The 26877-nt window shown below is 53.7% G+C and carries 24 protein-coding genes; 4 read left to right on the top strand and 20 right to left on the bottom strand.

Annotation, left to right across the window (positions count from 1 at the left end):
* Window positions 1–11: 11 nt before the first annotated feature.
* Window positions 12–794, top strand: a complete 783-nt coding sequence (locus M6D89_RS00200) for a GGDEF domain-containing protein (protein ID WP_253966012.1) — start codon at window positions 12–14, stop codon at window positions 792–794.
* A gap of 11 nt (window positions 795–805) precedes the next feature.
* Here the strand turns inward: M6D89_RS00200 and M6D89_RS00195 are convergent, their stop codons facing one another.
* The 3 genes from M6D89_RS00195 to M6D89_RS00185 form a co-directional block, all read right to left on the bottom strand.
* Window positions 806–1909 carry a sialidase family protein gene (locus M6D89_RS00195; protein ID WP_253966011.1) on the bottom strand — a complete coding sequence of 368 codons (1104 nt, stop codon included), beginning with the start codon at window positions 1907–1909 and terminating at the stop codon, window positions 806–808.
* Window positions 1910–1982: 73 nt separating this feature from the next.
* Entirely contained in the window at window positions 1983–3437 is a 1455-nt protein-coding gene (locus M6D89_RS00190; protein WP_253966010.1) for a M56 family metallopeptidase, read from the bottom strand.
* 17 nt (window positions 3438–3454) lie between these two features.
* The gene (locus M6D89_RS00185) at window positions 3455–3835 is read right to left on the bottom strand and encodes a BlaI/MecI/CopY family transcriptional regulator (RefSeq protein ID WP_336297523.1); all 381 of its coding nucleotides are present in this window, start codon (window positions 3833–3835) and stop codon (window positions 3455–3457) included.
* A 187-nt stretch (window positions 3836–4022) separates the two neighbouring features.
* On the opposite strand from M6D89_RS00185, the gene M6D89_RS00180 reads away from it, so the two are divergent.
* On the top strand, window positions 4023–6629 hold the full coding sequence (locus tag M6D89_RS00180; RefSeq protein WP_253966008.1) for a TonB-dependent receptor: 2607 nt from the start codon (window positions 4023–4025) through the stop codon (window positions 6627–6629).
* Window positions 6630–6660: 31 nt separating this feature from the next.
* Complete coding sequence (locus tag M6D89_RS00175) at window positions 6661–7794, top strand: tyrosine-protein phosphatase (protein WP_253966007.1); 1134 nt, start codon at window positions 6661–6663, stop codon at window positions 7792–7794.
* A gap of 94 nt (window positions 7795–7888) precedes the next feature.
* On the opposite strand, the gene M6D89_RS00170 is transcribed toward M6D89_RS00175, so the two are convergent.
* From M6D89_RS00170 to M6D89_RS00150, 5 genes are all read right to left on the bottom strand, one after another.
* Window positions 7889–9421 carry an alpha-N-arabinofuranosidase gene (locus M6D89_RS00170; RefSeq protein WP_253966006.1) on the bottom strand — a complete coding sequence of 511 codons (1533 nt, stop codon included), beginning with the start codon at window positions 9419–9421 and terminating at the stop codon, window positions 7889–7891.
* A gap of 119 nt (window positions 9422–9540) precedes the next feature.
* On the bottom strand, window positions 9541–11328 hold the full coding sequence (locus M6D89_RS00165) for a family 43 glycosylhydrolase (RefSeq protein ID WP_253966005.1): 1788 nt from the start codon (window positions 11326–11328) through the stop codon (window positions 9541–9543).
* 26 nt (window positions 11329–11354) lie between these two features.
* Window positions 11355–13265 (bottom strand): glycoside hydrolase family 97 protein, encoded by a 1911-nt coding sequence (locus M6D89_RS00160; RefSeq protein WP_253966004.1) that lies wholly within the window; start codon window positions 13263–13265, stop codon window positions 11355–11357.
* Window positions 13266–13315: 50 nt separating this feature from the next.
* Complete coding sequence (locus M6D89_RS00155; RefSeq protein ID WP_253966003.1) at window positions 13316–14380, bottom strand: aldose epimerase family protein; 1065 nt, start codon at window positions 14378–14380, stop codon at window positions 13316–13318.
* Between the two features lie 20 nt (window positions 14381–14400).
* The gene (locus tag M6D89_RS00150) at window positions 14401–15408 is read right to left on the bottom strand and encodes a glycoside hydrolase family 43 protein (RefSeq protein ID WP_253966002.1); all 1008 of its coding nucleotides are present in this window, start codon (window positions 15406–15408) and stop codon (window positions 14401–14403) included.
* Window positions 15409–15577: 169 nt separating this feature from the next.
* Here M6D89_RS00150 and M6D89_RS00145 point away from each other — a divergent pair, with 169 nt between their 5' ends.
* A complete protein-coding gene (locus tag M6D89_RS00145; RefSeq protein ID WP_253966001.1) occupies window positions 15578–16627 on the top strand; it encodes an arabinan endo-1,5-alpha-L-arabinosidase in 1050 nt (349 codons plus the stop codon).
* A 178-nt stretch (window positions 16628–16805) separates the two neighbouring features.
* Here the strand turns inward: M6D89_RS00145 and M6D89_RS00140 are convergent, their stop codons facing one another.
* From M6D89_RS00140 to M6D89_RS00085, 12 genes are all read right to left on the bottom strand, one after another.
* Window positions 16806–18434, bottom strand: coding sequence for a methyl-accepting chemotaxis protein (locus tag M6D89_RS00140; protein WP_253966000.1), 1629 nt, complete (start codon window positions 18432–18434; stop codon window positions 16806–16808).
* 456 nt (window positions 18435–18890) lie between these two features.
* Window positions 18891–20024, bottom strand: a complete 1134-nt coding sequence (gene pelA, locus M6D89_RS00135; protein WP_253965999.1) for a pectate lyase — start codon at window positions 20022–20024, stop codon at window positions 18891–18893.
* Entirely contained in the window at window positions 20024–20278 is a 255-nt protein-coding gene (locus tag M6D89_RS00130) for a DUF1244 domain-containing protein (protein WP_253965998.1), read from the bottom strand. Before M6D89_RS00130 ends, pelA begins: the two co-directional genes overlap by 1 nt.
* Before the next feature lie 32 nt (window positions 20279–20310).
* The gene (locus M6D89_RS00125) at window positions 20311–20691 is read right to left on the bottom strand and encodes a SpoIIAA family protein (protein WP_253965997.1); all 381 of its coding nucleotides are present in this window, start codon (window positions 20689–20691) and stop codon (window positions 20311–20313) included.
* A 27-nt stretch (window positions 20692–20718) separates the two neighbouring features.
* A complete protein-coding gene (locus tag M6D89_RS00120; protein ID WP_253965996.1) occupies window positions 20719–21765 on the bottom strand; it encodes an SGNH/GDSL hydrolase family protein in 1047 nt (348 codons plus the stop codon).
* A gap of 102 nt (window positions 21766–21867) precedes the next feature.
* A complete protein-coding gene (locus tag M6D89_RS00115; RefSeq protein ID WP_253965995.1) occupies window positions 21868–22491 on the bottom strand; it encodes a putative glycoside hydrolase in 624 nt (207 codons plus the stop codon).
* Window positions 22492–22633: 142 nt separating this feature from the next.
* The gene (locus M6D89_RS00110; protein ID WP_253967672.1) at window positions 22634–23161 is read right to left on the bottom strand and encodes a cytochrome b; all 528 of its coding nucleotides are present in this window, start codon (window positions 23159–23161) and stop codon (window positions 22634–22636) included.
* Window positions 23162–23229: 68 nt separating this feature from the next.
* The gene (locus M6D89_RS00105; protein ID WP_253965994.1) at window positions 23230–23676 is read right to left on the bottom strand and encodes a YaiI/YqxD family protein; all 447 of its coding nucleotides are present in this window, start codon (window positions 23674–23676) and stop codon (window positions 23230–23232) included.
* Complete coding sequence (locus M6D89_RS00100) at window positions 23673–24521, bottom strand: hypothetical protein (protein ID WP_253965993.1); 849 nt, start codon at window positions 24519–24521, stop codon at window positions 23673–23675. The genes M6D89_RS00105 and M6D89_RS00100 overlap by 4 nt, the downstream gene beginning before the upstream one ends.
* A 13-nt stretch (window positions 24522–24534) precedes the next feature.
* The gene (locus tag M6D89_RS00095; RefSeq protein ID WP_253965992.1) at window positions 24535–25338 is read right to left on the bottom strand and encodes a DODA-type extradiol aromatic ring-opening family dioxygenase; all 804 of its coding nucleotides are present in this window, start codon (window positions 25336–25338) and stop codon (window positions 24535–24537) included.
* Window positions 25338–26285 (bottom strand): glutathione S-transferase family protein, encoded by a 948-nt coding sequence (locus M6D89_RS00090; RefSeq protein ID WP_253965991.1) that lies wholly within the window; start codon window positions 26283–26285, stop codon window positions 25338–25340. The genes M6D89_RS00095 and M6D89_RS00090 overlap by 1 nt, the downstream gene beginning before the upstream one ends.
* Before the next feature lie 34 nt (window positions 26286–26319).
* Window positions 26320–26799, bottom strand: a complete 480-nt coding sequence (locus tag M6D89_RS00085) for a DoxX family protein (RefSeq protein ID WP_253965990.1) — start codon at window positions 26797–26799, stop codon at window positions 26320–26322.
* Window positions 26800–26877 lie beyond the last annotated feature (78 nt).

The raw sequence follows: 26877 nt of genomic DNA, 5'->3' as shown, positions 1-26877 counted from the left end.
ACGATAACAATGTGCCGCTGGAATACACCATGCCCGGCTTTGAGCAAGCGATTATGTTTGGCATTGATTTAGCCTACCCCTCAGAACTAGGAGCACACACGTTTACCGTAAATCGCATTGAGTTTACCGGCCCCTTGCTCAGCCGGGCGAACTGGTATCAGTTATTACTGGGGCTGTGGGTGGTAGCGCTGGTGGCAATAGCCCTGCGCCAATACTGGGGGCTAAAACGCCGTGTCGCGCGTGATGAAGAACGCCTGGAATCGCTGCAAAGTTACAGCCAGTCGCTGCACGATAAATCGGAGAAATACAAACAACTGTCCATGCGCGACCAGCTAACCGGCGTACTCAATCGCCACGGGATAGCGCCAGAGTTAGATCGGCTTTACCCCAGCGGCGAAAGCTTTGCCAAGTTGGCGCTTATGCTGATTGATTTGGATCACTTTAAACAACTCAACGATAACCTGGGCCATCAACAGGGCGACGAAACACTGAAAGCCCTGTGTACGTTAATTTTGCACAACATTCGCGCCCAGGACACTTTTTGTCGCTGGGGTGGTGAGGAATTTATGCTGATCTGCCCGCAAACCGAGGAACAAGACGCCCAGGCCCTGGCGGAAAAGTTGCGGCAACTGATCTCGCAAACTGAGTTCGATGGTGTGAGCGATGGCCTAACCATTAGTATTGGTATTACCTGCGCCCGAGCCCGCGAAAGCTTTACTGAGACATTTCAGCGCGCAGATGCTGCCCTTTACCAAGCCAAACACTCGGGCCGAAATACCTGTGTTTTTAAATAAACATGCAGGCGTTAAGGGTTAACCCTTGCTGTGCTCAACTTGGCCGGATCGACCACCACGTGCTTAATACGCTCACGACCCACCGTGTAAGTCACATGCACCAGACCATCCGAGGCCTGAATAATCGCCGGGTAGCCATAGCCCTCTTTTAGCGGCTGATCTTCCAGGGTCAGCACCCGCTGCCAGCGTACACCGTCTCGGGATGTGGCCAACGCCAGCGGATAGCGAGGTCCCTTACCGGGAGTCGCAGGGTTGTGAGCGGCGTGGTTATAAACCAGCAACTGGCGACCATCCGCGAGAGTGACGGCATCGGTTCCCGCGCTGGGGTTTGGCAGCTCGATGGCCGCTATCGGCGACCAGGTTTTACCGCGATCCACCGACCAGCTGCTGCCGATGACGCCCTGTTTAGTGCGCGCCAAAGCCTGCAAGCGGCCATCGGGGTAAAACAAAACACTGGGCTGAATTGCATCGATACCCGGCCCCGGATCTACAGGGGCAGTCTTGCTCCAGCTCTCGCCCTGATCTTTACTGATTTCAAAATGCAGCCGCCAGCCCTCTGGCCCCTCGGTGCTCGATGGCGACAGCCAGGCCCCCATACCGGTGACTACAGGCTTGTTTTTAATGGGGCCAAGAATCCCTTTGGGCAAGCGCTTAGGCTCGCTCCAGGTTTGGCCGCCATCTGCCGAGGAAATCACTAGGCCCCACCACTCGCGGGGATTGGGCCCCACTTTGTAAAACAAGTGCAAATCGCCTTCGGGGGGCTGAAACAGCACCGGGTTCCAGGTAGGTAGCCAGGAGCCATCGGCCTGCTGGCCGGTCGCCACCGCCTTGGCAGCTAGCCATTTGCCCTGCTGATAGCGGGAAAAATAAATTTTCACCTGCGGGTGACGTTCGTGCAGACCAGCAAACCAGGCCGCCACCAAATCTCCATTGCTGGTTTGCGCAATGGTAGAGGCGTGGCTTTGCGGGTAGTCGGCAGCGCGATTAATGATGGCACTTGCCACCATTGCAGAGCCTTCTTTAGTTGGCGCGGTCGTTTGCCGCTCGGAGCTGTGCTGAACACAGCCGGCCAAAAGCGACACAGCGATTGTAAATCCCAGAATCATTAAGCGCATGGCACCTCCTTTATAAAGTAACCACAGCTTAATGGGCTAACAACCATTAGCCAAACGTTGACGGCAAAATAAATCAGTGAGGCAGGATAAGCTCGGGGTTGATAATATCCTGGCCTCGAGTCAACTCGAAGTGAACATGATTGGTGGCTGGGCTGGCGCCACTTTCGCCCAGCTTGTGACCGCGCCCCACAGGCTGCCCCACTTTTACATCAACCCGATCAAGGCGTACATAGGTTGCGTGAATATCATTGGCATGCTCAACCTTAACCAGCTGACCGTAATCGCCCGCCGGAGTGAGCACTTTGCTGACAACGCCTGGCGCGACCGAAAAAACCGCCGTGCCCGGCCCCTGAGGCGTCAGGTCTATACCCGTGTGATAATGATCGCGCTCGGGAATCAAACAGCCCAGCGGCGACCCCAGATGCAAATGATCGGTCATGTTCGCGCCAGGCATTGGATGCACCGGGCGCAAAGGTTTGAGCAACGCCTGAGCTTGAGCCTGTGGCAACAAGCGAGGCGCCGGCTTACTGGCAGCCAATACCGAACTGACCAGCAACAACCCCACTAACGACAGTATCGAAGCCATGAGCCAACCGCGCTGCTGCGCCCGAGTGTCCATTAAACCGTGAATACGGCTTTTGATGTCTTTATTAAGAAAGCCCGCCACCGGCAGCCCCGGCGTTAAACTACCCTTAAAATATTCCAGCACACGCACCATCGCCAAACCGTAATCGCGCGGTGCAATTTTTCCCCGCGCCACCGCCAGACAGTCGCAATCAAGTTCGCGGGCATCGTTCAGGTTACGCTGTGCGATACGAACAACAGGATTGAAAAAAAACAGCGCGTTAAATACATGCTGTATCGTTACACTAAAATCATCGCCGCGTGCGATATGCGCCATTTCATGAGCAATAATAACTTTAACAGTATTCCGATCTAAATCAGCCACTATGTCAGACGGCAAAAAGATTGCAGGGCGCAGATAACCAACGGTAAAAGGCGCTGCGTAAGATTGCGAGTGACAAATGCTAACCGGACGGGAAATCCCATAATCCGAGCGCAGAGTTTCCACATAGTTAAGCCAGAAAATATCATTCACCGGGCTTGCTTTTTTAATGATCCGAACAAAGCTCAATCTTTTATAAATAATTCGAAGCAATAATCCCGAGGCTATTACCCCCCAGGCAATGACGAGTAACTCTGTATTGGTGACAAAAGGAAGGCTCTGAGTAATCAGAGAATCAACGCGATCCACTGGCAGCATCACGCAGGGGTCGTCGAGAATAAACGCGGACAGCCCCGTCCACTCCATCCAGCTTTGCGGCACACCCGGCACCAGCGGTGACGATGTAAGAAACAACCAACCTAAAAAAACTGCCCACACTGGCCCAGTGTTGTAGGGCTTTAACCACTTAGTCAAGGCGTAAACCACCACAAACCCCGCTACGGACAACAGCAAAAACCGCTGCGCCCAATCCAGCAAAACCAGGCTGGAGCTGTAAAAAACAAAGCTAGTGGGTTCTGTCACTGTTCACTCTCAGAAAGTCAGTGGCGCTCGTCATCGCGCGACAACAAATCGCGCAGCTCTTTTATCTCTTCGTCGGAATAGGTTTTTCGTTTGGCGAATAAATTCACCACCTCGGCGGGTTCTAAATCAAACACATTGTCGGCAATAAACTTTACCCACTGAACTAATCCCGCAGCACGCCCCACCAATGGTGCATAGATAAAAACACCGTGCGCCGACTCGCGCGTTAAAATGCCTTTACCCGCCATGCGATCCAACGTGGTTTTAGTGGTGGTATAAGCCCAGCCGTTGTTCAGGCGGTCGTGAATTTCACGCACCGACAGCGGGTTCTTTTTCCACAACACATTTAAAACCGTAAATTCCGTTTTTGATAGTTCTGGCAACGCCTTTTTTCTCACATGTCCTCCAATACGGCTGCGCGATCTTAATCAGTTTTAATAACAGTTTTATGACAAAGTCACACTAAGAATACAAAATAGCAACTTATTTACAATATAGCACACCTACTACACCGTAGTAACACATCTGTCACATTCCTGCCTTAGCGTATGCGCCGTCAAAAAAACAAACTTTTGAGGACGTGTAATGCTCGCAACTCAACCATTATTTAAAAAGTGCGCCCTGGCCGCCTTGTGCGCAGCGGTGTGCAACGGCGCCATGGCCGCCGAGGGGGACGAACAACAGCCACAGACAATCGTGGCACCGGTGATGGAAGAAGTACTGGTATCGGCAAGTCCCATTGCCGACTCCCAAGCGCAATCCATCGCCTTACAACGCGATGCGGTAAACGTGGTAAGCGCCATTGCCGCCGATGATATCGGCCGCTTTCCCGACCATACCGCCGCCGCCGCACTGGCACGCCTGCCCGCCGTAGCGGTACAGCGTGACCAGGGCCAACCCCGCTACATTCAGGTACGCGGCGCACCGGCTCGCTGGACCACCGTTTCTTTTGACGGCATCAATGTGATCGGCGCCGAAGAGCGCGTGTTCCGCTTTGACTCGGTACCCGCAGCGGTGATGGACTCGGTGGAGGTCAGCAAAACCCTGACGCCCGCCATGTCATCCGAGGCTCTCGCAGGGCGCGTGGACATTCATACCTACTCCCCTTTAGAGAGCGACGGCTTTAGCGCCGATATCGATGTGGGCTACGGCCCCATGGAGCTGGGCGATGGCGACCAGGAACGCTATGCCGGTCGTTTGGCCTGGGGCGGCGATACCTTTGGCGCCGTGGTGGCTCTGTCGACTTTCTCGATGGAGCAAGTGACCGACAACAACGAAATTGGTTACGACGAAAACGACGCACCGACGTTTTTTGATTTTCGCTCTTACAAACTGGAGCGCGAAACCAATTCGGCCATGGCTAAATTTGAGTACGCCCCCAGCGAGGCGCACCATTTTGTGTTGTCATCCCTGTACACCGAGTTTCTCGATCACGAGCAGCGCAATATGTATGTGCTGTCATTGGAAGACGCCATTGCCGGCAATCGCGGCCCTGACGCGGGCGAGCTGATCGGTGTTCCGATTGAAGGCTGGCTGCAAGACGGCAACTATGAAAACTCCACGTTCACCAACACCTTAGGTGGCGATCACTTTGCCGGCGAGTGGGAAATTAATTGGCGCTTAAACTATACCCAGACAGAGTCCAATGTCGAGCTGCCTATTATCCTGCGCAACCAAACCGATCCGTTGGAATTTGCCTCACTGACTTACGACCACACAGATCGCGGTTTCCCGCAAGTGCAGTTGTATAGCACCGAATTTAATGAGCAAGGCATGCCGGTGATGGGCGAGGCAAGCAGCAGCCTAAACCAAACCGGCTTTGGCTTTGATGGCCTGGTGAACTATTTAATTAATTCGGAAACCGACGCTTACACCGCCAAGCTGGATTTTACCCGCGCTTGGACTATGGGCTCGGCGGACTCTGAATTAAAGTTTGGCGTGCAGTACGATGATCGCGAGGCGACATCCCCTGGTAGCAGCTCGGCGTTTGTCGCCGTGGGCCCTATGGCACAAGCGATCGGCTTTGACTGGAATCCCAACCAGTATGTGACCGATGAAAGCTGGGACACAGATTTTGATCGCGGCGTTGATATTACTTACGTTGATAATGCCGGCTTGCGCAATGAGTTGGACTCTGCGCTCGCGGCGCTGACCGATGCGGGATTGGTTAACCCGGATGAATTTATCAGCCCCGACTCCAGCTATCAGGTAAACGAAAAAATCGCCAGCGCCTACCTGATGAACACCTGGACCTGGGACAGGCATCAAATTTTAGTGGGCGTCCGCATCGAGCAAACCGACTTAACCAGTGAAGGTTTTCTAAACGACGGCACCAGCACAACACCCATTACGCTGGACAGCGACGAGCTGCAGGTGTACCCCAGTATTCACTGGAACTTTGAAGTCACCGACGATTTAAAATATCGCCTGGCTCTGGTTACCGGTAGCAGTCGCCCCACGTTTAACCAGATGCGCGCCGGAGCCAGCATTAGCGACGCCGGTGCCACGGTATCGGGCGGTAACCCAGAGGTGGAAAACGAATTTGCCAAGGGCGTCGACACCTCGCTGGAATGGTACTTTGCCGATGCCGCAGTCGCGTCTATCGGTGCCTTCTATCGCGATGTAGATAACGTGCTGTTCGACTCTGTCACCACCGTCGGCGACGACCGCTACAACAGCGACGGCATTGATCGCTCTGACTACGAATACCAAACCACCTTAAACGGTGACGACGGCAAACTCGCCGGGGTAGAGCTTGCCTATCAACAGCAGTGGTCATTCCTGCCAGAACCTTTTGACGGCTTTGGTATGCAGGCCAACGTCGCCTTTTTGGACGGCGAATTCACCACCCCCGATGGGCGCACCACCGCCTTCCCCGGAACCTCTGACCAGATCATTAACTCATCGGTCTATTACGAAAACTTCGGCTGGTCTGTGCGTTTGAACTGGCAGTGGCGCGACGCCTGGCTGGACGATATTTCGCCCGATGCTGACGGCGACTACTACTGGCAAGACACCGAGCGCCTGGATCTATCCATTCGCTACCAGATTACCGAAGCAATTGGTTTGTACGCCGACGTCAATAACTTAACCGACGAAACCGGCATTCGCTACCAGGGTAACGAAAGCCGCCCGGTTGAAATTGAAGGTTTTGGTAAACGCTACTTGTTTGGCGTACGCGCCAGCTTTTAATCAACACTAGAGACAATACGAGGAAATAACGATGAAAATGACTACCGGCAAAACTTTTCTGGCGGCCTGCTTATCCGCCAGTTTACTCAGTGCCTGCAGCCACCAAGACACACAGCAAGTGGCTGGCGGAACCCTTAACTCGCTGTCGCTAGTGAACGAAGACAGTGTATTTGTCCCCGACTCACAACTGCTGTTCTGGGGTTTTGAGGGCGCTCAGGTACCTGTCGACATTTACCAGGCCAGCAGCCCCGACATCCAAAACATGGTTAAAATTGCCGACGACATCAGCGGCAACAGCTATCGCATTAACGACGATTTTGACACCCGCCATTACTACTATGTGGCGCCCAACAATGGCGAAGGTCGCTGGGTAGCCGAGCGTTTGCTGCCCCTGCAGGGCGGGCATAACTTCCGCGATCTGGGCGGCTACCAAACCGAAGACGGCCAGTACACACAATGGGGCAAGCTGTACCGCAGCGGCACCATGAATGGTTTAACCGATGCGGATTATGACTACTTGGACGATTTGGGCATTCGGGTAATCTGCGACTTCCGCTCTAATGAAGAACGCCAGCACGAGCCCACCCAATGGCAATCATTCACCCATGGCGCCGAGTACCTGACTCGCGATTACTCCATGCGCGAAATGATGTCTGGCGATGGCGCCCTGAATATTGCCTCTATCCGCACCAAGGAAGATGCCGAACAAATGTTCGCCGGCTTCTACCGCAAAGGCCCCTACTCATACAAAGAGCAATACAAGCAAATGTTTGCCGAGCTGGTGGCGGGCAATGCGCCTTTGGCCTTTAACTGTTCGGCTGGTAAAGATCGCGCCGGCATGGCGGCCGCGCTGGTACTAACCGCACTGGGCGTTCCACGCGATACCGTTATTACTGACTATGCGCTGACAGAAAAGGTAGCCTTCCACAGCCAGGAAGAGATTGATAAGGCGCAAGAGCAAGACGCTCCCCATTCAGGCTTTATGCAAATGCCCGAAGAAGTGCGCAATGTGTTTATGGGTTCTAAGCCCATGTTTATTGAAGCAATGTTCGATGAATTGGAAAAAAATCACGGCTCAACCATGGCTTATATCCAGAAGGAACTGGACGTCTCCCCAAGTGATCTTGCCCGCCTTAAGTCGCTTTATCTAACCGATAAATCTTGATAAGCCGATACGTTTTGGTTGGGAGGGGCCGCTATTGCGGCCCCTTTTTTATAGCGGATAATAACTTGGGGGACTTGATCAGAGGCTCCTTTGCTTATTGCAGCTCAACCACCACCACAGATTTTGCCGGAATTTCCAGCTCATCCAGATCACTTGCAAACGCCACTGGCTCCAAGGCTTCGGGGTTGTCGAAAGTATTGCGTGCGTCCATCGCCTCGGCGGTCAGTATTTGCCCTACCGCCCGTTCGGCCTTGACGCCATCGATATCCAGCGATACCTCGGCACCATTTTCAGGGTCCATATTCACCAGCGCCAGGTACAGTTTTCCGTTTTCACCACGGGCGACCGATGCGGTGACCGCCGGTACACTTTTATCGCCCTTTTGGTACTTGGGCGAGTCAATTTCAAACGGAATAGACGTGGCGTTTTGGAACACTTTGTACATGCCGTAGGTATGGTAAGTGGGCGTTAAAACCATTTTCTCTTTATCGGTGAGAATCATGGCCTGCAGCACGTTTACCATTTGCGCGATATTGGTCATGGTGACGCGCTCGGCGTGGTCGTGGAAAATATTAAAATTCACCGCCGCCACCACCGCATCACGCAGGGTGTTCTGCTGGTACAAAAAGCCCGGGTCGCGTTCTGGCTCTGGGTCATACCAAGTGCCCCACTCGTCCACGTAGAATTTAATATCTCCGTCTGGGTCGTTCTCTTCCAGCTTGGCTAAGTTGGCACTGATGTAATCATCAATTTTGTAGGTACGCGCCATGGTATTAAACCACTCGTCTTCACTGAACTGAATGGCGCGACCTTTGTTATCCCAATCGCTATTGGGCAGGGTGTAGTAGTGATAGCTAATACCATCAATTTTCTGTTCGATGTTTTTGCTCAGCACATCGGTCCAGCTTGTGTCTTCACTGTGACCACCACTGGCCACCAGCTTGGGCATTTTGCCGCTGGGGGCTTTTAAGAAAGTGGAGTACTGACGATACAAGTCGGCGTAATACTCAGGGCGCATATTGCCGCCGCACCCCCAAGCCTCATTGCCCACACCAAAGTAGGCAATTTCAAAGGGTTCTTCGCGGCCGTTTTTGCGACGCTCTTCGGCAAGGGTAGAGCCTTTCTCGCCGGTCATGTATTCCATCCACTCGGCCATTTCCTGTACGCTGCCGCTGCCCAGGTTGCCGTTAACATAGGCATCGGCGCCTAACAGTTCGACGAACTCAAAAAACTCGTGGGTACCAAAAGTGTTGGGTTCTTCCACTCCGCCCCAGTGGGTGTTTACTTTTACCGGGCGTTCATCGCGAGGGCCTATACCTTCACGCCAGTGATATTCATCGGCAAAACAACCGCCGGGCCAGCGCACCAAAGGCACTTTAATGTCGCGCAACGCGTTTAAAACATCGTTGCGAAAGCCTCGGGTATTGGGGATATCGGAATCTTCGCCCACCCAAACGCCTTCGTAGATGCCGCGCCCCAAGTGCTCGGCAAACTGGCCGTAGATGTCTTTGTGAATCAGGGGGCCGGTTTTATCGGCGTCAAATTCGATCTCAACCTTATGATCTTTAGCGAGTAATGGTTGACTGGCCAGCAGGACGCTAACCGCTAACAGGCGTTTTAATTTCATGGTGACTCCTTGGTTTTATTATGAGCTCTCGACCGCAAGGGCCTAATAGTAATAATGACTATTATATGACAAACCCATCATACAAAAAAGCCCGCAACAATGTGCGGGCTTTGCATTTCTTAGCGACTTTCGCGCAACTGGAATTTCTGACAATCAGTATCCAGCCAGGGCGCCTGCGCCAGGTTAGCTCCGTTGGCCAACCCGCAGCTGTCCACATTCAGTGCCAGGCTGCTGTGGCGGTTGCGCAGCTGTACCGAGCCGTCGCCCAGTGGCTCGACCACCCACTCAGACCATACCTCGTCGCAGCTACCCAGTGCGGCATTGGCGCCGGGCACAATGGGGTTGCCCTCAAGGGTCAGGCACTGTTCGGCGTTTTGCGCCGGATGCAGTTGATAAAAACCCTCTTCGGTGTGACTGAGCTGCCACTGTTGGGCGTCAACACCGGTCCAGGCATCCTGCACGGCGTTGTCGCCATCCACAGCCAGGGCTTTACCGCTCTGAACACTCATTACGGCCACATCGCCCTGGGGCGCCAAGCGCCATTGGCTGTTATCGCCACCCAGAGTCGCACCGGTTTCGCGGTTGGTGATGTTCAACCAGCCATTTTCATCAGTGGTGACGCTCCAGCGCTGGGTATCGGTGTTCACCCAGGCACTAGACTCTTGGTTCTGATCGATAAAAGTACCGGTTTCGACGTGCGCCAGACGGTAGGCGCCATCGGCCGTTGAGTCCAACACCCAGTTGGCATTGGCACCTGTGCAAGCGGCCAATGAGGTTTTACCACCGCTGGTGGTCAGGCACTGACCGTCGCGATTGACCAACTGCTGCTGCACACCCTGTACCGATACTTTAATGGGGCCATTTTCACCCGAAGGCATTTTCACAGGCTCGCCTTCGGGGATGGGAACGCCGAAATCGGGCAGCCCTTCTTCGGTCCAGGTAAACTCCTGTGCGCGCACCGAGCGGGTCGAACCACAGCCATACTCTTCTTTGGAGTTACCGTGGTAAACAATCCAGTCCTGGGTGCCATCGGGCGAGACAAAGAAGCCGTTGTGGCCGGGGCCGAATACGCCGTTACCGCGCTGGAACACAGGCTCGTCATACTGTTTCCAGTGATCGGGGTTAAGCGGATCGTCGCCAATCAACTCTTTCATGCCCAGTTTGTAATCGGGGGTATCGCAGTAGCTCGCCGAGTAAATCAGGAAAGTGCGATCTTTGTGTTTCAGGATCTCTGCACCCTCGGTCACCTTGCGCCCGCTGATTTCCCACTCCAATGTGGGGCGCGTAATCACAACTTTGGGTGATCCCTCTTTCAGGGTCCAGGGGTTTTCCATTTCGGTGATCAGGTTGAGCTGTTCATCGCCCTGCCACTGAGAGTACAACAGGTAAAGTTTGCCATCGTGCTCTAAGTAGGTACCGTCGATGTTCCACTCATCGGGCATAAAGTGGCCTTTGTACTCGTAAGGGCCCATGGGGTCGTCACCGGCGCTTTCCAGGACTGACAGGTGCTGGTAATCCAGAGTACCTTCGACGCCCGAGGTATACATCAAATACCAGCGCCAGCCGTTGGGGCCATTTAAACGGTGAAATTCAAACGCCCAAAAATTCCAGCTGCGCGCCGGATCGGTATCGGACCATACATTGATCGGCGCCGCTTCAGACAAACCGGCCAAGGTGGGCGATTTGCGCATCACCAACTGCGAGGTCCAGGTAGTGGTAGTGAGGTAGTAGTTGCCGTCCCAATATTCCAACCAGGGGTCGGCACCATTGGCAAACAGCGGGTTGGTAAAGTAACCCTCGGGCAGAGTCTGCTCTTGCTCGCTGGTGGTCACTTTATCGGTTTGCGCGCAAGCAGCCACAGCCGCTGCCAGGGCGCACACGCCGGTAAGTTTTTTCCAATTTTTCATAACTACCTCATTGTTGATATTAATATTTAGAAATTAATGACAAACCCACCGCGCGGGCGCAGCGTAATCGCGAAATCATCTTGGTTCACGACCTCGCTTTGACGGAAAGAGCGATCTGTGTCGCCGTCGGTAATTAACTGGCCACTGGCTTTATCGATAAACGACAAATCAAGGTTCAGACTTTTTTCGCTATCGGTACCGTTAATACCGGCAATAAACCAATCGCTGCCGCGTCTTCTGGCAATCACCGCGTGCTCGCCGGGCATACCGCTGAGCAGTCGGGTTTCATCCCACAACGTTGGAATGTCGCGCAGGTATTCGCGAATGTATTCCGGCACCTTGGCCATGCCCTGTGGCGTTTCCGCGATATGCTGAATACCACTGGTAAACAACACCGGCAGCGCCAACTCAAAGCCATTGCTGGTGCGTCTTTCGATATTGGGAATTTCATCGAAGGTGGTCGGAGTGAAATCCATGGGGTCAAACACATTGCGGGTAAAGGGCAGCATGGCCATATGGCTGGGCGCTTTATCTGCCGTTTCCTGGGTAAAGGTAATCATCTCAAACCCATTGACCGACTCCATGGTCATCATATTGGGATAGGTGCGGTGCAAACCGCGCGGCAAAGAGGAACCGTGATAGTTCACCATCAACTGGTGCGCCGCCGCATCGCTGACCAAGTCGTTGTAATACTGCATGACCGACTGACCATCACCGGGAAAGAAATCAATTTTTACACCCTTAATACCAATCTCTTGCAAACGGGCAAACTGTTGCAGGCGCGACTCGCGCTCAAACAGTTTGCTTTTGGGCGTGTACTCGGTGACATTCCAGTCGCCGGAGGAGTTGTACCACACAAGTAAGCCCACACCTTTGGGCTTAGCGTACTCCACCAGCTCGGCGAGCTTTTCCCAGCCAAAGTTCTGATCCCAGTTCACGTCAATCAGCACATACGGCCAATTCATTTGCGCGGCGTAATCGATAAACTCGCGAGTGGTTTTGACGTTGACCGACTCGTCTTTTAATAGCGCCCAACTCCAGGCGGACAAACCGGGCGTTACCCAATCCATTTCGGCAACGGCGGGGGCGGCCAAATCGGTACCCAAGGTGGATTCTGTTACGGTAGCCAAATCACCCACGGTGACAATACGCCAGGGCGAAGAGAACGCACTTTCGGCATTGGCCATCAAAGCGCCGTTGGTCACCACCTCGGCCTCCATGGGTTTGCCAATACGATATTCACCCTCTGGAGATTGTTGCGCCAAGCGCGAGGCGTTAAAGCGTCCGTCCATTCCCGCCTCGGTAATCAACACCCAGTCGTTACCGGTATGGAATAGCGATGGGAATACCCAGCCCGCCTCGGTGGGGCTGGCGGTGCCAGCCGGAATATTCATCTGGTAATGCTCTTCGTAAGAAGGATTGGTGTTGGCAAAACCAGTCTGTGCCACCGCCACTGGCTGCAACCATGCTTTGCTGTCGGAGGAAAAATCAAAACCAGTCAACTCGCGGTTAAGACTGCGGCTTTTACCAGTGTCGTTGGGAATTCGGTACTGGAATGCCAGACCGTCGTCGGACAAGCGAAATGCCACCTCAAGCAAATCACCCTCGGCGTTTCTAACGGTAAATACCTGCTCGTTGGCATCGTAGCTAATGTTGCGCTGCTTGCCATGGGCCATGGTGTAGCTATCAGTTACTTCGTTTACATCCCCGGCATCGGCAAGGGCTAAATTGGTATCAAACCGGGCATCGTTTAACACCAACCCCAGGGGCGAAGGCTCCAACACTGTACGGTTGTTATGGCTTAAGGCGTATTCAATACGGCCTCGCTCACCTTCGTTCAGGGTTAACACCAAATCTCCGTCGGGGCTGGTGAGGCGGTGTTCTGGTTCTCCGCCGCAACCGGCTAACGCCAATAAGGCAAGGTAGTGGAATCTCATGTGCTCTCCTTTTTATTATTAGCGAGGGGGGATTCCCCCCCCTTTTTTTGTTACTTAGACACCGAAAAGCTAAAGGTCATGGTCGATGAATAAACATCGCCCGGTTGCAAAATAATGCTTTTAAAATTGCTCTGGTTAGGAGAGTCGGGGAAATGTTGGGGCTCCAGGCAGAAGCCTGCGTGCTTCTCGTACACTTCGCCACCCTTACCGGTTAAAGTGCCATCCAGGAAGTTACCCGAGTAAAACTGAATGCCAGGCTCAGTGGTGTGCACTTGTAAAACCCGGCCAGACTGCGGGTCAACAACTTCAGCGGCGAGAGACATTTCGCCTTCTTGGGGTTTGTTCAAGACATAGTTATGATCGTAACCGCCGGCAATTTTCAACTGCGGGTGGTCTGCGTTTACCTCAGCGCCAATGGCTTTAGGTTCGCCAAGATCAAAGGGGGTGCCAGCGACATCAGCCAGCTTTCCGGTCGGAATAAGAACATCATTGATCGGCGTGTACTTGTCGGCGTTGATCATCATTAGCTGATCTTCAACACTGCCTTTGCCCGCCAAATTAAAGTAGCTGTGCTGGGTCAAATTAACCGGGGTTGCCTTGGTGGTCGTGGCTTTGTAGTCGGTGTAAAGCTCGTTATCGGCGGTTAAGCGGTAGGTGACATTAACGGTCAGCTCACCTGGGTAGCCCTCTTCACCGTCGGCGCTCACGTATTCTAAATGCAGCTCGGCACCGTCTTCGGTCACTTCGGTTTCGGCGTCCCACAAGACTTTATCAAAACCCACATTACCGCCATGTAAGTGGCTGGTGTCATTTTCATTTTTAGCCAGCTGATAAATCTTACCGTCGAGGGTAAATTTACCGCCGTCAATGCGGTTGCCAACCCGGCCAATCAGAGCGCCAAAGTAAGGCGATCCGTCTAAGTAATCTTCTAATTTATCAAAGCCCAATACCACATCGGCGGAGGTGCCGTTTTTATCCGGCGCCCACAGCTCGGTGATAATACCGCCGTAGTTGGTAATTTTTACGCTCATGCCCTGCTCGTTGGTCAGGGTGTACAGCTGGGCTTCACGGCCGTCGGGGAGGGCGCCAAAATCATCTACACTGATATCAAACATAATGTCTCTTCCTTTTTAGGTTAGTCGTTATTGGATTGGCCAAATACCGGAAACCCCTGCTCGTCCCACTTAATGGCACGTGCGCGGGCATCGCGGTTTGGATCTGTTAAGGGCGTGCCTTTTAGTTCTTTGTAATCACGAGCGTGGTAAATCAAGACATCCGTCTTACCATCCTCAGCAACGGTAAAGCCATTGTGGCCAGGGCCATAACGCTTGAGCGCTTCGTTGCTATAAAACACCGGCTCGGACAGTTTGTGCCAAGACTCCGGGTCCATTAAATCGGCATTTTCATCGGCCCACAACAGGCCCATAGCGTAATTGTGATCGGTGGCGCTGGCTGAATAAGTGACGAAAATACGGCCGTTCTTCTTAATCACCGCCGCGCCTTCATTCACTTTATAACCCACCACTTCCCAATCCAGGGTGGGCTCGGTGAGCATAATGACGGGCTCTTTAATTTTTACCGGGGTTTCCAACTCAGCCATGTACAGGGCCGAGTTGTATTTTTGTTCGCGGTCTTTCTGCGCCCAAATTAAGTAGCGCTTGCCATTGTGCGCAAAGCTGGTGGCATCCAGCGAGAAATCATCCCAAGGGGTGTGCATGGGAATGGGTTTACTCCACTCGGCCTGTAACGGATTGGCATCGCTGGTGGTTAGGGCGTGCATGCGAATCCTCCAGGGCTCTTCCACCGGCGCACCGGCAAAATAAATTATCCACTGCTCATCGATATAGTGAAGCTCCGGTGCCCAGATATTAATACCAATGCTGCTTTGCTCGGTAGGCTGCCAAATGGTTTTTTCATCGGCCTGAGACAAGCCATTAATGGTTTTGGCGCGGCGCAATACCAAACGGTTAAATTCCGGCACGGTGCCGATAAAATAGTAGTAGCCGTCGCTGTGGCGGTGTACCCAGGGGTCGGCGCGCTGCTCGACAATAGGATTATTATAGCTAGGCTCGCCCCCCGCAAAAGTGGCCCCCAGCAGGAATAAGACGCACAGCAATATTTTCAGTGGCGTATGCAAAGCCATAGAGATCCCTTGTTAGCAACTATTATTGGGTGACGGGTTGTAACCCGCTTGCAATTGAATATTATTATAATACAATAATTGGTACAAGCGCGCAGGGATCAAATTACCCACAAGGCAGAGCCACACACTGCAAAGAAGCGTAAACAACGATAGAACATAAGAGTGTCTGATGAGCAAACTTAAACTGACTACCGGCCTGATTTTCAGCGCCCTGCTAACCGCCAGCTGCACTAACGCCAAGCCCGAATTTGACCGCCTGGGCCAGCAAGTAAGCATTCACGACCCGGTAATGGCCACCGAAGACGGCTACTACTATCTGTTTAGCACCGGCCCCGGGATTACCATTTATCGCTCCAAAGACCGAGTGCACTGGGAGCATCAAGGCCGCGCTTTTGCCACCGAGCCCACTTGGGCCAAAGACGTAGCGGCGGAGTTTGGCGGCCATCTGTGGGCGCCGGATGTGGTGGAAAAAGACGGCCAATACCATTTGTACTATTCGGTATCCGCTTTTGGTAAAAATACGTCGGCCATCGGTTTAACCATCACCGAAACCCTTGACCCCAACTCGCCCGATTACGGCTGGGAAGATCAAGGCATTGTAGTGCAGTCAGTACCCAACCGCGATAACTGGAACGCCATTGACCCCGCCGTTATTGAAGACGAAGACGGCACCGGCTGGATGGCGTTTGGCTCCTTCTGGAGCGGCCACAAGATGTTTAAGTTAAACGAGGATTGGTCCGGCCCGGCCGAGCCCGAACAATGGTACAGCATTGCCGCTGGCACCCGCCCCGCCGATGTGCCCGCCCACGAGGCAGGCCCTACCGAACTGGAAGCGCCGTTTATCTTCCAGCACGGCGATTACTACTATCAATTTATTTCCTTAGGAAAATGCTGCCGCGGCGCCGAGAGCACCTACCACTTGGCCGTAGGCCGCAGCGAGTCGGTCACGGGTCCTTATCTGGATAAAGACGGTCGCGACCTGTCCCAGGGCGGCGCCACGGTAATCTTAAAAGGGAACGAGGATTGGCCGGGGCTGGGGCACAACAGCGCCTACACCTTCGAGGGTGAAGACTACTTAGTCTTCCACGCCTATGAAGCGGCCGACAACGGCCTGCAGAAATTAAAGATTTTGCCTATCCGATGGCAAAACGGCTGGCCCCAAGTGGACCCAGCCGAGCTCGATAGCTACCAGAGCGTTTTGGTGGAATCTATCGAGTAGCGAGCGTTCTCCGGGGACAGACAAGCCCTGGAGTTGCATGATGTTACGCAACAAACTTGTCTAACTTCGGGGAGCTTTGCTCCCCTTTTTTTTGGCCGGGATACGGGATACGGGATACGGGATACAAACATTATACGTTCCTCGTCATCCGGTAACCATTCCCCGCCCTCCATCACTTCTAAACTCTAAACTGCTTCATCACTGCCTCCAGCTCGGCACTGGTGTCGGCGAGAATGCGGGTATTCACCTCGGTGCGATCCAAACTGTTAACCACTTCATCGCCATAACGGTTTAGGTGGGACAGGCTTTGCGCCACGGAATGGGTGGTTTGCGATTGCTCTTCGGCGGCCGAGGCAACGTGATGTGTCATGTCGGTAATCGTACCTGCCGCGCTGTTGATCTCTTGCAGTATCTGCTCGACCGAACGCACACGCTCACCCAAGGCTTCAGAGCGATCGTGGCTGGCCTGCATCGACTGGACGGCGGCTGAGGTGCTCTCCAACAGAGCGTCTATCATGGTTTGAATTTCATCCGCGGAATCCTGGGCGCGACTGGCCAGGGTGCGCACCTCATCGGCCACCACGGCAAAGCCGCGCCCCTGCTCGCCTGCGCGCGCCGCCTCAATAGCCGCGTTTAACGCCAACAAGTTGGTTTGCTCTGCCACCGCGCGAATCACATCCAAAACCGTTCGAATACGGCCGGACTCCTCGTCCAGGCGCGCGATTGCCGCCTGAGTGCCGGCGATATCTGTGGCCAAAGCGTCCATTGACTGACGCGTCTGTACCGCCGTTTGCTGACCGCTGGCGGACTGCTCGCTGGAGCTTTGCGCGGCAGCGGCGGCATCGCCGATGCGTTGAGCGACCTCTTGCGAGGTGACACTCATTTGCTCGATAGCGGTCGCCACGGTGTCCAGCTCGGTTTTTTGTTTCTGATAAACGCCATTGGCCTGCCCCATGGTACCTTTAACCGTGGCGACTACATCCCGATTTTGCTCGACCAGCCTGTGCACATTGGCGATGACGCCGCTGAGCTTATCGCAAAACTGATTAAAGGCAGCGCCCAGACTCGCCAACTCATCGCGTCCGGTAGCGTTCAAACGATGAGTCAGATCCCCATCACCGCTGGCGATATCCTCAAGCGCCGCCACCGCACCGCGCATGGGCAGGGTAATACTGCGAGCAATCAAATAAATGAACGCCGCTAGTACCAATACCCCCAGCACCGCCAAGCTAAGCGGCAGCCGCATGGTTTGCCAGAAAACTTGCTCGACATCGTCAATGTAAATACCCGACCCCAAGACCCACCCCCAGGGAGCAAAAGCTTTGACATAAGAGACCTTAGGAACGGGCTCATCAAAACCTGGCTTAGGCCAGGCGTAATTGACAAACCCCTCACCCTGACGGGTCACTTGGCGCTCCATTTCGCTGAACAGACGCACCCCATTGGGATCGGCTAAATCGGCGATACTGGTGCCATTTAACTGTTGACTGAACGGGTGGTGAACCATTTCCACCTGGCGATTCTGAATCCAGAAATAATCATTGCTACCGTAACGCAAGCCGTCTATGGCCGCGATAGCGCGAGATTGGGCCTGATCGCGGGTCAGCTCGCCAGAGCGCTCCAACCTCTGATAGTGCTCCAAAACCCCCATAGCGGCCTCAATTAGGTGCTGAGTTTTGACTTGGCGCGCCTCCAGCAAGCTTTTGTGGTAACTCACCGAGAACAGACCGATAAGCCCCAGCACCACGCAAAGCACCAAAACAGCGGCCGCCAGTAGGCGTTGAGCAATAGAGAATTGACGTAACACAGGTATTGGCACTCCGAATTAAGCGTTATATGGAGCCTCTGATCAAGTCCCCAGCGGTCTCTGCGCGAGTCAGAACGTTCACTCCTTCGCCGAAAATGCTCCTGCCTTTCCGGCATTCGGGCAATCCATTGCCCTTGGCGCGCTTCGCAGGCAATGGCCATAGTCCTTGGCAAGAAGTGCAAGCCTTCCGCGTCCTGCTCACGGCCCTTACCTACATCCGTATAGGCAACACAGCGGATGGACGTTTTGGCCGCGCCCTTCGGGGCTTTCAGAGCTTTCCGATCTCTGTGTTGGCTCACCTCACCGGGCAGTCAGCCCGCTTTTAGTTCGCCGCCTTGATCTCGAAAAGCTCTGTAAGCCAGAAACCACTGGGGACTTAATCAGAGGCTCCTTAGTTATCGGTAATAGTGTGCCAGACTTTAAAACTGGAAGGCCTCTGTGTTTATTAAATATTCGTTAAGGCCCGCCAGCGTTTACCTTGGTTGCTTTCCAGCGCGGGTAATCAGTGGTAAGAAGTCTCGAAGGCCAGGTGCCGTACCAGTGATAACCACTGCGACGCTCCAGCGCTACATCTTGCAAGGCTTCGACCCGCGAACCATCGCGATTGGTGAAAAACGGCTCGCTGGTTGTTAAATCGTAAAACCTGGCCCACAGGCCTGGGGCCGATGCATCTTTCACCAGGCGTCTGTCAATGCGGGCGGTGTGATACTCAAACCTCTCAGGCTCTATGGCAAACTCTTCAACCCGCACGCCGGGGATTTTATTGTCGCGAAACCAGCTGACCGCGTGATCGACCGCGCTGACAACCTCGGAGGAGGGCTTGGGAATCGACATTAAATACTCCACCACCGCAACACTTTCCCAGGTTTGCAGCGCCGGTAATTCGTAACTGCGCGCCGCCACTGGTTGCAGGGTTTGCTCGTGGTATTGTCCCGCCCAGATGCTGGGCGCACCATCGACCTTTACCTGCAGCTGAAGAATCAACCGATCGCCTTTGGCAATCGCCTGCGTGGCCTCTGTGCGCTTGTGCGCCGGAATATAATCAAAGGGAAACTCTCCGCTTTGCACCTGGCGTAAAAAGCTAAGCACACCCGGCATTACCTCGTCGGCAAAGGTAATGTAATCGCCATAGGCGCGATCCGGCCGGTCCGGCGAATGCGGCCAACCGCCATTGTGGTATTGCGCACTCAGAACAAAGTCTAACCCTGCCAGCGCCGCTGTGCGGTATTGGGTATCGCCACTACGCTGGAAAGCGTGGGACAGATAAGTGATTTGCGGATAGATATTGCGGTTATCAAAACTGGCGTCGCTTTGGTTTTTGGCGGCCAATATTTCGGCTTTTTCCGCCTCGCTTAACACCCGCTGCGGATGAGTATTCTCGGGCCAACCGCCATTATTGCGCTGGTAAAGAAGAATATTATCGGCAATTGCGCGGGTATCGCTTTGCAGGTGCAGCGGAGCATCGAGCTTGTCGGTGCGGTTATACCAGTGATGAATCGCATCGCTAAAACCCTCCAGCGATACCGGTTCGGCGGCGCTGGCATTGAAACTGAGCGCCAGCGCCGCGATAAGTGCAGTAACCTTTAACATCAGTCGCGCGGCGTCTGATATTTTTCTTTCCATTCGGCGTAGGGCATTTTATAAATCACTTCCCTCGCCTGCTCCTTATCTAATTCAACGCCGCGTTCGGCAGCGGCCTGCTGATACCACTTACCCAGACAGTTGCGGCAAAAACCCGCCAGCTCCATTAAATCGATATTCTGAACATCTTTGCGCTCGTCTAAATGCTCAAGCAAACGACGAAACGCCGCCGCTTCGATTTCTGTTTCCAACTGTTTATCCACTGTCTACCTCGCGAAAGTGTTAATGCCATGATTTAATGCGTATTTTGACCCGGAGCCGATACCCAGATTTTGGCCGCTGCTAAATCGGCATATCCAAAGCAGTGAATCTCGGCCGCCACAAAGTGTTGCGCAAACGTTTCCAGCAGTTTACCTACCGGCGACTGGGTCACTAGGGCCACGCGCTTGATTTTTGTGTGGTGATCTTGCACAAAATGTAAATGTGAAAGCAATGCCGCAAGCGAGTTCCAACCGGGAAAGTGCTCGGTATATATAACAATACCATTTAGCTTGCCATGCTCAGCAATGAAAGGATCAATAATGCGCGCTGCGGATATAAAGTCAGCTTCGCTCAGTGCTCCCTGAGGTTCCAGTACCGCAAGCACATGCTCGCTGTCTAAAGTAACTTCAAGCATTGCACACTCCTTAATATCGACAAATGTTTACCAGCCCAAATCCGTACGCAACCGATCCACAAGTTTATCAGCCATGCGAGTGTTAGTAATCTCGTTGGGATGCCAGTCACAGCCGTAACCATCCTCGGGTTGTATACGACCTAAGTCCAACACATCCACATCCTCGTCTTCTGCAAGACCCGTTAAATCATCGGCTTGCTTAACGCGAGCCTCCCCTCCAAGCATGGGGCTTAGAATAAAATACACAGGCGTATCAGGGTAATCGCTGCGCACATCGCTCAGCATCTCGCCCATTGCCTGGGGGTAGCCGGGCGCACTGCCCTGCCAGAAATCGTTGGTACCGATATTAATCAGAACCGCGTTGGGCTGATAATTGGCACTATTCCACGGTGTGTCAAAGTCATCGCCCAATATCAGTTTACGGCGTTCGGCAATGGTGGGTGACTTTGGCTCTTCTTCACCATAACTTCGCCATACACCTATACCCGACCAGGCGATGGTGTGAATATCGGCGTTTAATTCGGAGGCGCTCAGCCCCGCGTAGGCTTTAAGCGGATTACTGGTTTGCTGCGAATAAGAGCAGTCTTTGCTCTCGCCTTCAACGCCATAGCCGGCGGTAATGGAATCGCCAATAACCAGCAGTTTACGCTCCGGCGCTGCAGGCGCAGCAAGCAGCTGGCCATCGGTATCGGGCAAGCCTTGTAGTTGCGCGACGCCAGTGAAGGATTCGGCCAAGCGCGTCACGCGAATCTGATGCTCCCCCAAGGGCAACCCTTTAGCCAATTGATAGTGCTTCTGCCCGGGTTCTACCCATAGCTCGCGCCCCTCGCCATCCAACTCAAGCCAAAACCGCATGCGTTCACTTACCTGTAAATTGACACTGCTTTGCGTACCGCTAAAACGGTATTCAAAGGCCGAGCCCGGCCAAGTAAACGCGAGCGCACTTGAGGCGACGGGCCAAAACCGTCCCTGCAAACGCAGCTGGTCACTATTGCTCAGACTATTGGCTAGCGTATAGGACGACAGTACCGGTAAAGTACTGAGCACAGCAATGGCCATTAGTTGTTTTTTCATCGGTTCCCCCATCGGCGCCGCAACGCCGCCACTACCCATCAATATTAAAAAAGCTTTGGCAGAGCCTGCCAAAGCTTTTCGGAAAATACACTTTAGGGTGTACTAAGCGTTCGGTACACACCCTTCATCGCCCTCGGCGAGAGGCGCCAGACTAATCTCGACGATATCCAGCTCTAACTGGCCCGAGGTACCTATGGCAAACGGCCAGTTTAGTTTGCTTAAATCCAGGCCATTGGCCGTAAAACAGTCCAGTGCGAGGGGCAAAGCCATCCACTGCCCCCGGGGCATTTGCTTTAAGTTCTCGGCCACATTCACCTCGGCCTCACACCCCTCACCACAGGCCATTTTCACATTCACCACCGAAGGCACTTTGGACATTACGCGCATAGCAATAGCAATTTCAGCGGCCTGTTCAAACTTTGCCAGATCCACCTGTCCGCCGCTAATAGTCGCCGCCCCCCAATCATCAGAGCGCTTCCACTTGAGCTTGACGGCACCGGGGAAGTCCTCATCCCCGGCGTTGCTGAGGGTGATTTTGCCATTGGCACTGCTACCCCCCGAGTCATCTATGGGCATCCACCAGTTACCCGGGTCTGAGAGAATCCACTGCCAATTACCCGGTGTTTTTCCCTGGGTAAAGTACACAAAGTTGGGGTTGGGGCTATCCTGAGCGACACAAAATGCACCATAGGCCGTCAGTACCAGAGTGAGAAAAAAACGTAACATGTTGATTAACCTCGTTATTATCTTTCTTTAGGTCGATGTGTACTGCTCTTTACCTACATCAAATATAAAACCGAACTTTATATATAATACCCCATGCATTCAGAGTCAAGTTTTCTCGGGCAGCCCAAAAACGCCAATGGCCTCACCCCCACATTCGCGGCAATACATTCTGGCCCTTGTCACCGCGACGATGCCAAAACACCATAAATATATGCCCCGCCACGGCCGCCAGTAAAATCCAACCGAAATTGCCGTGCAGTAAATTACCGGGCTCTACCATCCAGTCGATGCGCCCCTCAAAACCTGTAAATAAGGGTAACCCCCAAACATCAAAGGTGCGCCCCGAGCCATACTGACGCAACAACCCCAGTGCCGGGATAGCCACCAGCAAACCATAAAGCCCCATATGCCCGAGGGCCGATGCCCAATTTAATTCGCGCGGGCGACGCCGCAAATTCGCTAGCGTCCAGATAAGGCGCACCAGGGCCAATACCAGCAAAACCACCCCCAGGGGTTTGTGGGTAGACCAGAAAAACTTTTCCACCGCTGAGTCCTCGGCCAGTACCCGCGCCAATACGCCGACAAACTGCCATAAAATTAACAGCGCCATTGACCAGTGAAATAAACGGCTAACGGTGCCGTAGCGGGTGTTGGAATCCGGTTGCATCATCACGGTAACGCCTTTAATAATTGGGGTTTTAAAAGCATAGCAAGCCTTCCGGAAAACACGAATAATGTTTACCGGGATTTACTCAACCAGCGGTCCAGGTGGTTGGCAAACTGCTGCCGATCCCCCTGACTGAGTGGTGGCGGGCCCGAAGTTTGGATGCCACTGGATCGCATAGTTTCCAGAAAATCGCGCATATTTAAACGCGGTTTAATATTGGCAGCGGTAAACAACTCCCCGCGCGGGCTAAGCGCCTGGGCGCCCTTTTCTATCACCTCGGCCGCCAGGGGAATATCGCTGGTAATGACTAAATCGCCCGCCGCGCAGCGCTGCACAATCTCATTATCGGCAACATCAAAACCCGCCGATACCTGGACAGAGGTAATAAAAGGCGAGGGAGGCGTTTTCATAAACTGATTGGCAACCAACGTAACCGGCACTTTAGTGCGTTGAGAGGCGCGAAATATAATCTCGCGAATTACTACGGGGCAGGCGTCGGCATCGACCCATATTTTCATCGGTTGTTTTCCCGACTGGAAGGTAACGGCGCCCAACCTTTAAGCGGAGGGGGAGTAAAGTCCTGGGGCGGGTCAAACTCGCCCAATCCTCGCGCGGCGCGCTGACTTAATAACAACTGGTAATAATTCTGCGCGCGCTCTTGCACCAATTTATGCTCGCTAGCTGTTAAGGTAAGATCCAGCTCTTGCACAACCTGTTCAGGCAAAGGGGTGTTATCACCGCGCCGTGCCAGAATATTTTGCATTATAAAGTAGTCCAGTTTGTTCTGGTGAGCGATATCGACATCATCGCGATGACGCGCTTGCTGATAACTCTCAAAGTGTATCGAAGACATCGCCCGCAAGGCGCGTTCCGAGCCGAGCACCGCGGCCGCATGCCAATAATGACGGGCAACATCTTGGCGCCCGGCACTCTTTGCACGTTTGGCCAACACCTGGCCGGCCAGCATGTCGCCCCCTTCTAGCATGGCTTCGAGGGTGGGAGGATCGTAGTGCGCGTAAGCGTCGTACTCAGCATCGGAAAATCGTCCCCGACTGCGCTCATAGGCCTCTACTCGGGCAAGCCAATCGGGGTTTTCTTCTGCGTATTCTTGCAGTAGCAAAAACCATTTATCTAAGCTCGCGCGACTCGCTCGAGACGATGAGGACTCGGAAGTATTCGCCGGCAGAGAATTGCTAGAGGTCAACGAGCGAGTGGCCATCTTGCTCGCAGGTCGATGCGCGACTTGAGTCGCAGCATTTGCAACCGCCGTATCAGCTGGCGCCTGCCAATAAGTCACATAGCAGGCATAGCCTACGCCGATTAGCAACAGACCTCCCAGTAAAGCTTCCACCCAATATTTCACTACCACTCCTTGTTTAGGGCACGTGCCACTCCAGCATGGCAGCCGTTTTATTGAGAATGCTAACCTCACTATAACGGTCCGCCGCGCGACCGGCCAGCGCCGTACAGGATAACAGCGGCAGCAAGTGTTCTTCGCGCGGATGACAAAAACGGGCCTGGGGCGCTTGTTGCCACTGCAGCCACTGTTCTTGACGCTCGCGCGCGGTTAACTGAGTGTTAGTGCACACCTGTTTTAACCAATCTGCAAACGCCCGGTTTTTCTGCTCCGCCTCCGGATCTGAATTGAAAAATTCGCGCATATTATGAAAGCTAAAGCCCGAACCCAAGACTAATAACCCGTCATAATTGAGCCCCTGCAAAGCCTCTCCCAGTGCAAGGTGCGCAGCGGTATCCAATCCCTGCTTAAGCGATAACTGAACCACCGGGATGTTTGCATTCGGGTACATGATTTTGAGCGGTACAAACACGCCGTGATCCAGGCGGCGCTCATCATCGAGCGCCACCTCAAGTCCAAAGGCCTGCAGCGCATCGGCGACTTGATGCGCCAGCGATGGCTCCCCCGCGCAGGGATACCGAATCTGGTAAGCCGCGGCGGGAAAACCATAATAGTCATACGCCAAACCGGGCAAGGCGCCGCTACTAACGGTAAAAACCGGCGCCTCCCAGTGGGCGCTAATCACCAAAATCGCGCGGGGTTTGGGTAGCTCGCGCGACAGCTTTTGCAGATAGGTGACCAGCTGCGCGTGAGCTACGTCTCCGAGCAACGGCAGAGGCCCACCGCCGTGAGAGATAAACGCAACATGGGGCTGTTTGGCCATTAAAATACCTCCGGGCCTAAAGGAACGATGCCCGAGGGATTGAGCGATTTCACCGAATAATAACCCGCCTTGATATGGTCCAAATGAACCGTGGCGGCCACTCCCGGCAGCTGCCAAATACGGTGCATATAGGCGTGCAACCCCGGCATTGATGCCAGAGTATTACGGTTGCATTTAAACAAGCCATGATAGGCCGCATCGAACCGAACTAGGGTTACGAACAGGCGAATATCCGCTTCAGTTATAGCGCCACCAAATAGGTAATGGCGCCCATCGCTTAAACGGTTTTCCAATTCGTCTAGTGTCGCAAACACCTGCTGGTAGGCCTCGTTATAGGCCTGTTGACTACTGGCAAATCCCGCCTGGTAAACACCATTGTTAAGTCCCGCATAAAGACGCTGGTTAAGCGCATCAATGTCACCAGCCAATGCGGGCGGGTAGAGATCCGGACCGGTATCGGTGAGCGAACAAAAGGCCGTATTTAGCATGCGTAGAATATCCGCCGACTCATTATTTACAATGGTCTGCATTTTTTTATCCCATAAAACGGGGACGGTAGCTCGCCCCGTGAATCGGCTATCAGCATGGGTGTAAATTTGGTGCATATATTTGGCGCCCCAATGTGGATCCTCGTCTGCACCGGGAAAGCCCCCGAAGCGCCACCCCTCGGACGTTAACCGCGGATTAACCACTGACACCGAGATCAACTCGGCCAAACCCTTTAACTGCAGAGCCATCAGCGTGCGCGAGGCCCAGGGGCAAATATAAGCTACATACAGGTGGTAACGCCCGGCCTCGGCCTTAAAGCCTGGATCTCCCGTCGGCCCCGCGCGACCATCCGGGGTAACCCAATGGCGAAAGGTGGATGTCTGGCGAATAAAGCGGCCCTCGTCGTCTTTAGCCTGTACCGGCTGCCAATCTTGCGCCCACTGTCCGTTTATCAACATAATCCGTTCTCCTGTAAACTATGACATCTACTGGCTATACCAGCGCGGCAAGCTTTGAGGCCGCAGGCTTACGCAGCTGCGCTAACAGCGCCCCATCCAAGGCAAGGCGCCCGCCCCCTAAGAACACCGATGCGGTAGTCGCTGCAAGCAGACTAAGCGCAAACTCATAGCCGTTGTTGCTCATAAACAGGCCATTACCCAAGTGCACCGTGACGATAGCCACCAGCATGGTAAATGCCGATACCAGGGCAGCGGGTCGAGTCAATAAACCAAGCACCAGGGCCAGGCCACCAAAAAACTCGGCGCTACCGGCCAGCGCGGCCATCAGATAACCGGGGCTTAGTCCAATGCTTGCCATCCACTGTCCTGTGCCCTCTAATCCGTAACCGCCGAACCAACCGAATAACTTTTGTGCCCCATGGGCGGCCAGAATAATGCCCACAGGCACTCGCAGCGCTAAGGCTCCAAAACCGGCGTGGGACGCTAAGAGTATTTCAAGATTTGCCTTTTTCATCGTATCTATCCTCATACAGTGATTAATTGAGCTGTCTCGTCAGCTTGGGGTCACTGTAATACGCAACAAATTACAGAG

Source organism: Gilvimarinus xylanilyticus, assembly GCF_024195295.1.
GTDB classification, from domain to species: domain Bacteria; phylum Pseudomonadota; class Gammaproteobacteria; order Pseudomonadales; family Cellvibrionaceae; genus Gilvimarinus; species Gilvimarinus xylanilyticus.
The sequence above is the reverse complement of the archived record's forward strand: the minus strand, read 5'-3'. Positions and strand labels throughout refer to the sequence as shown.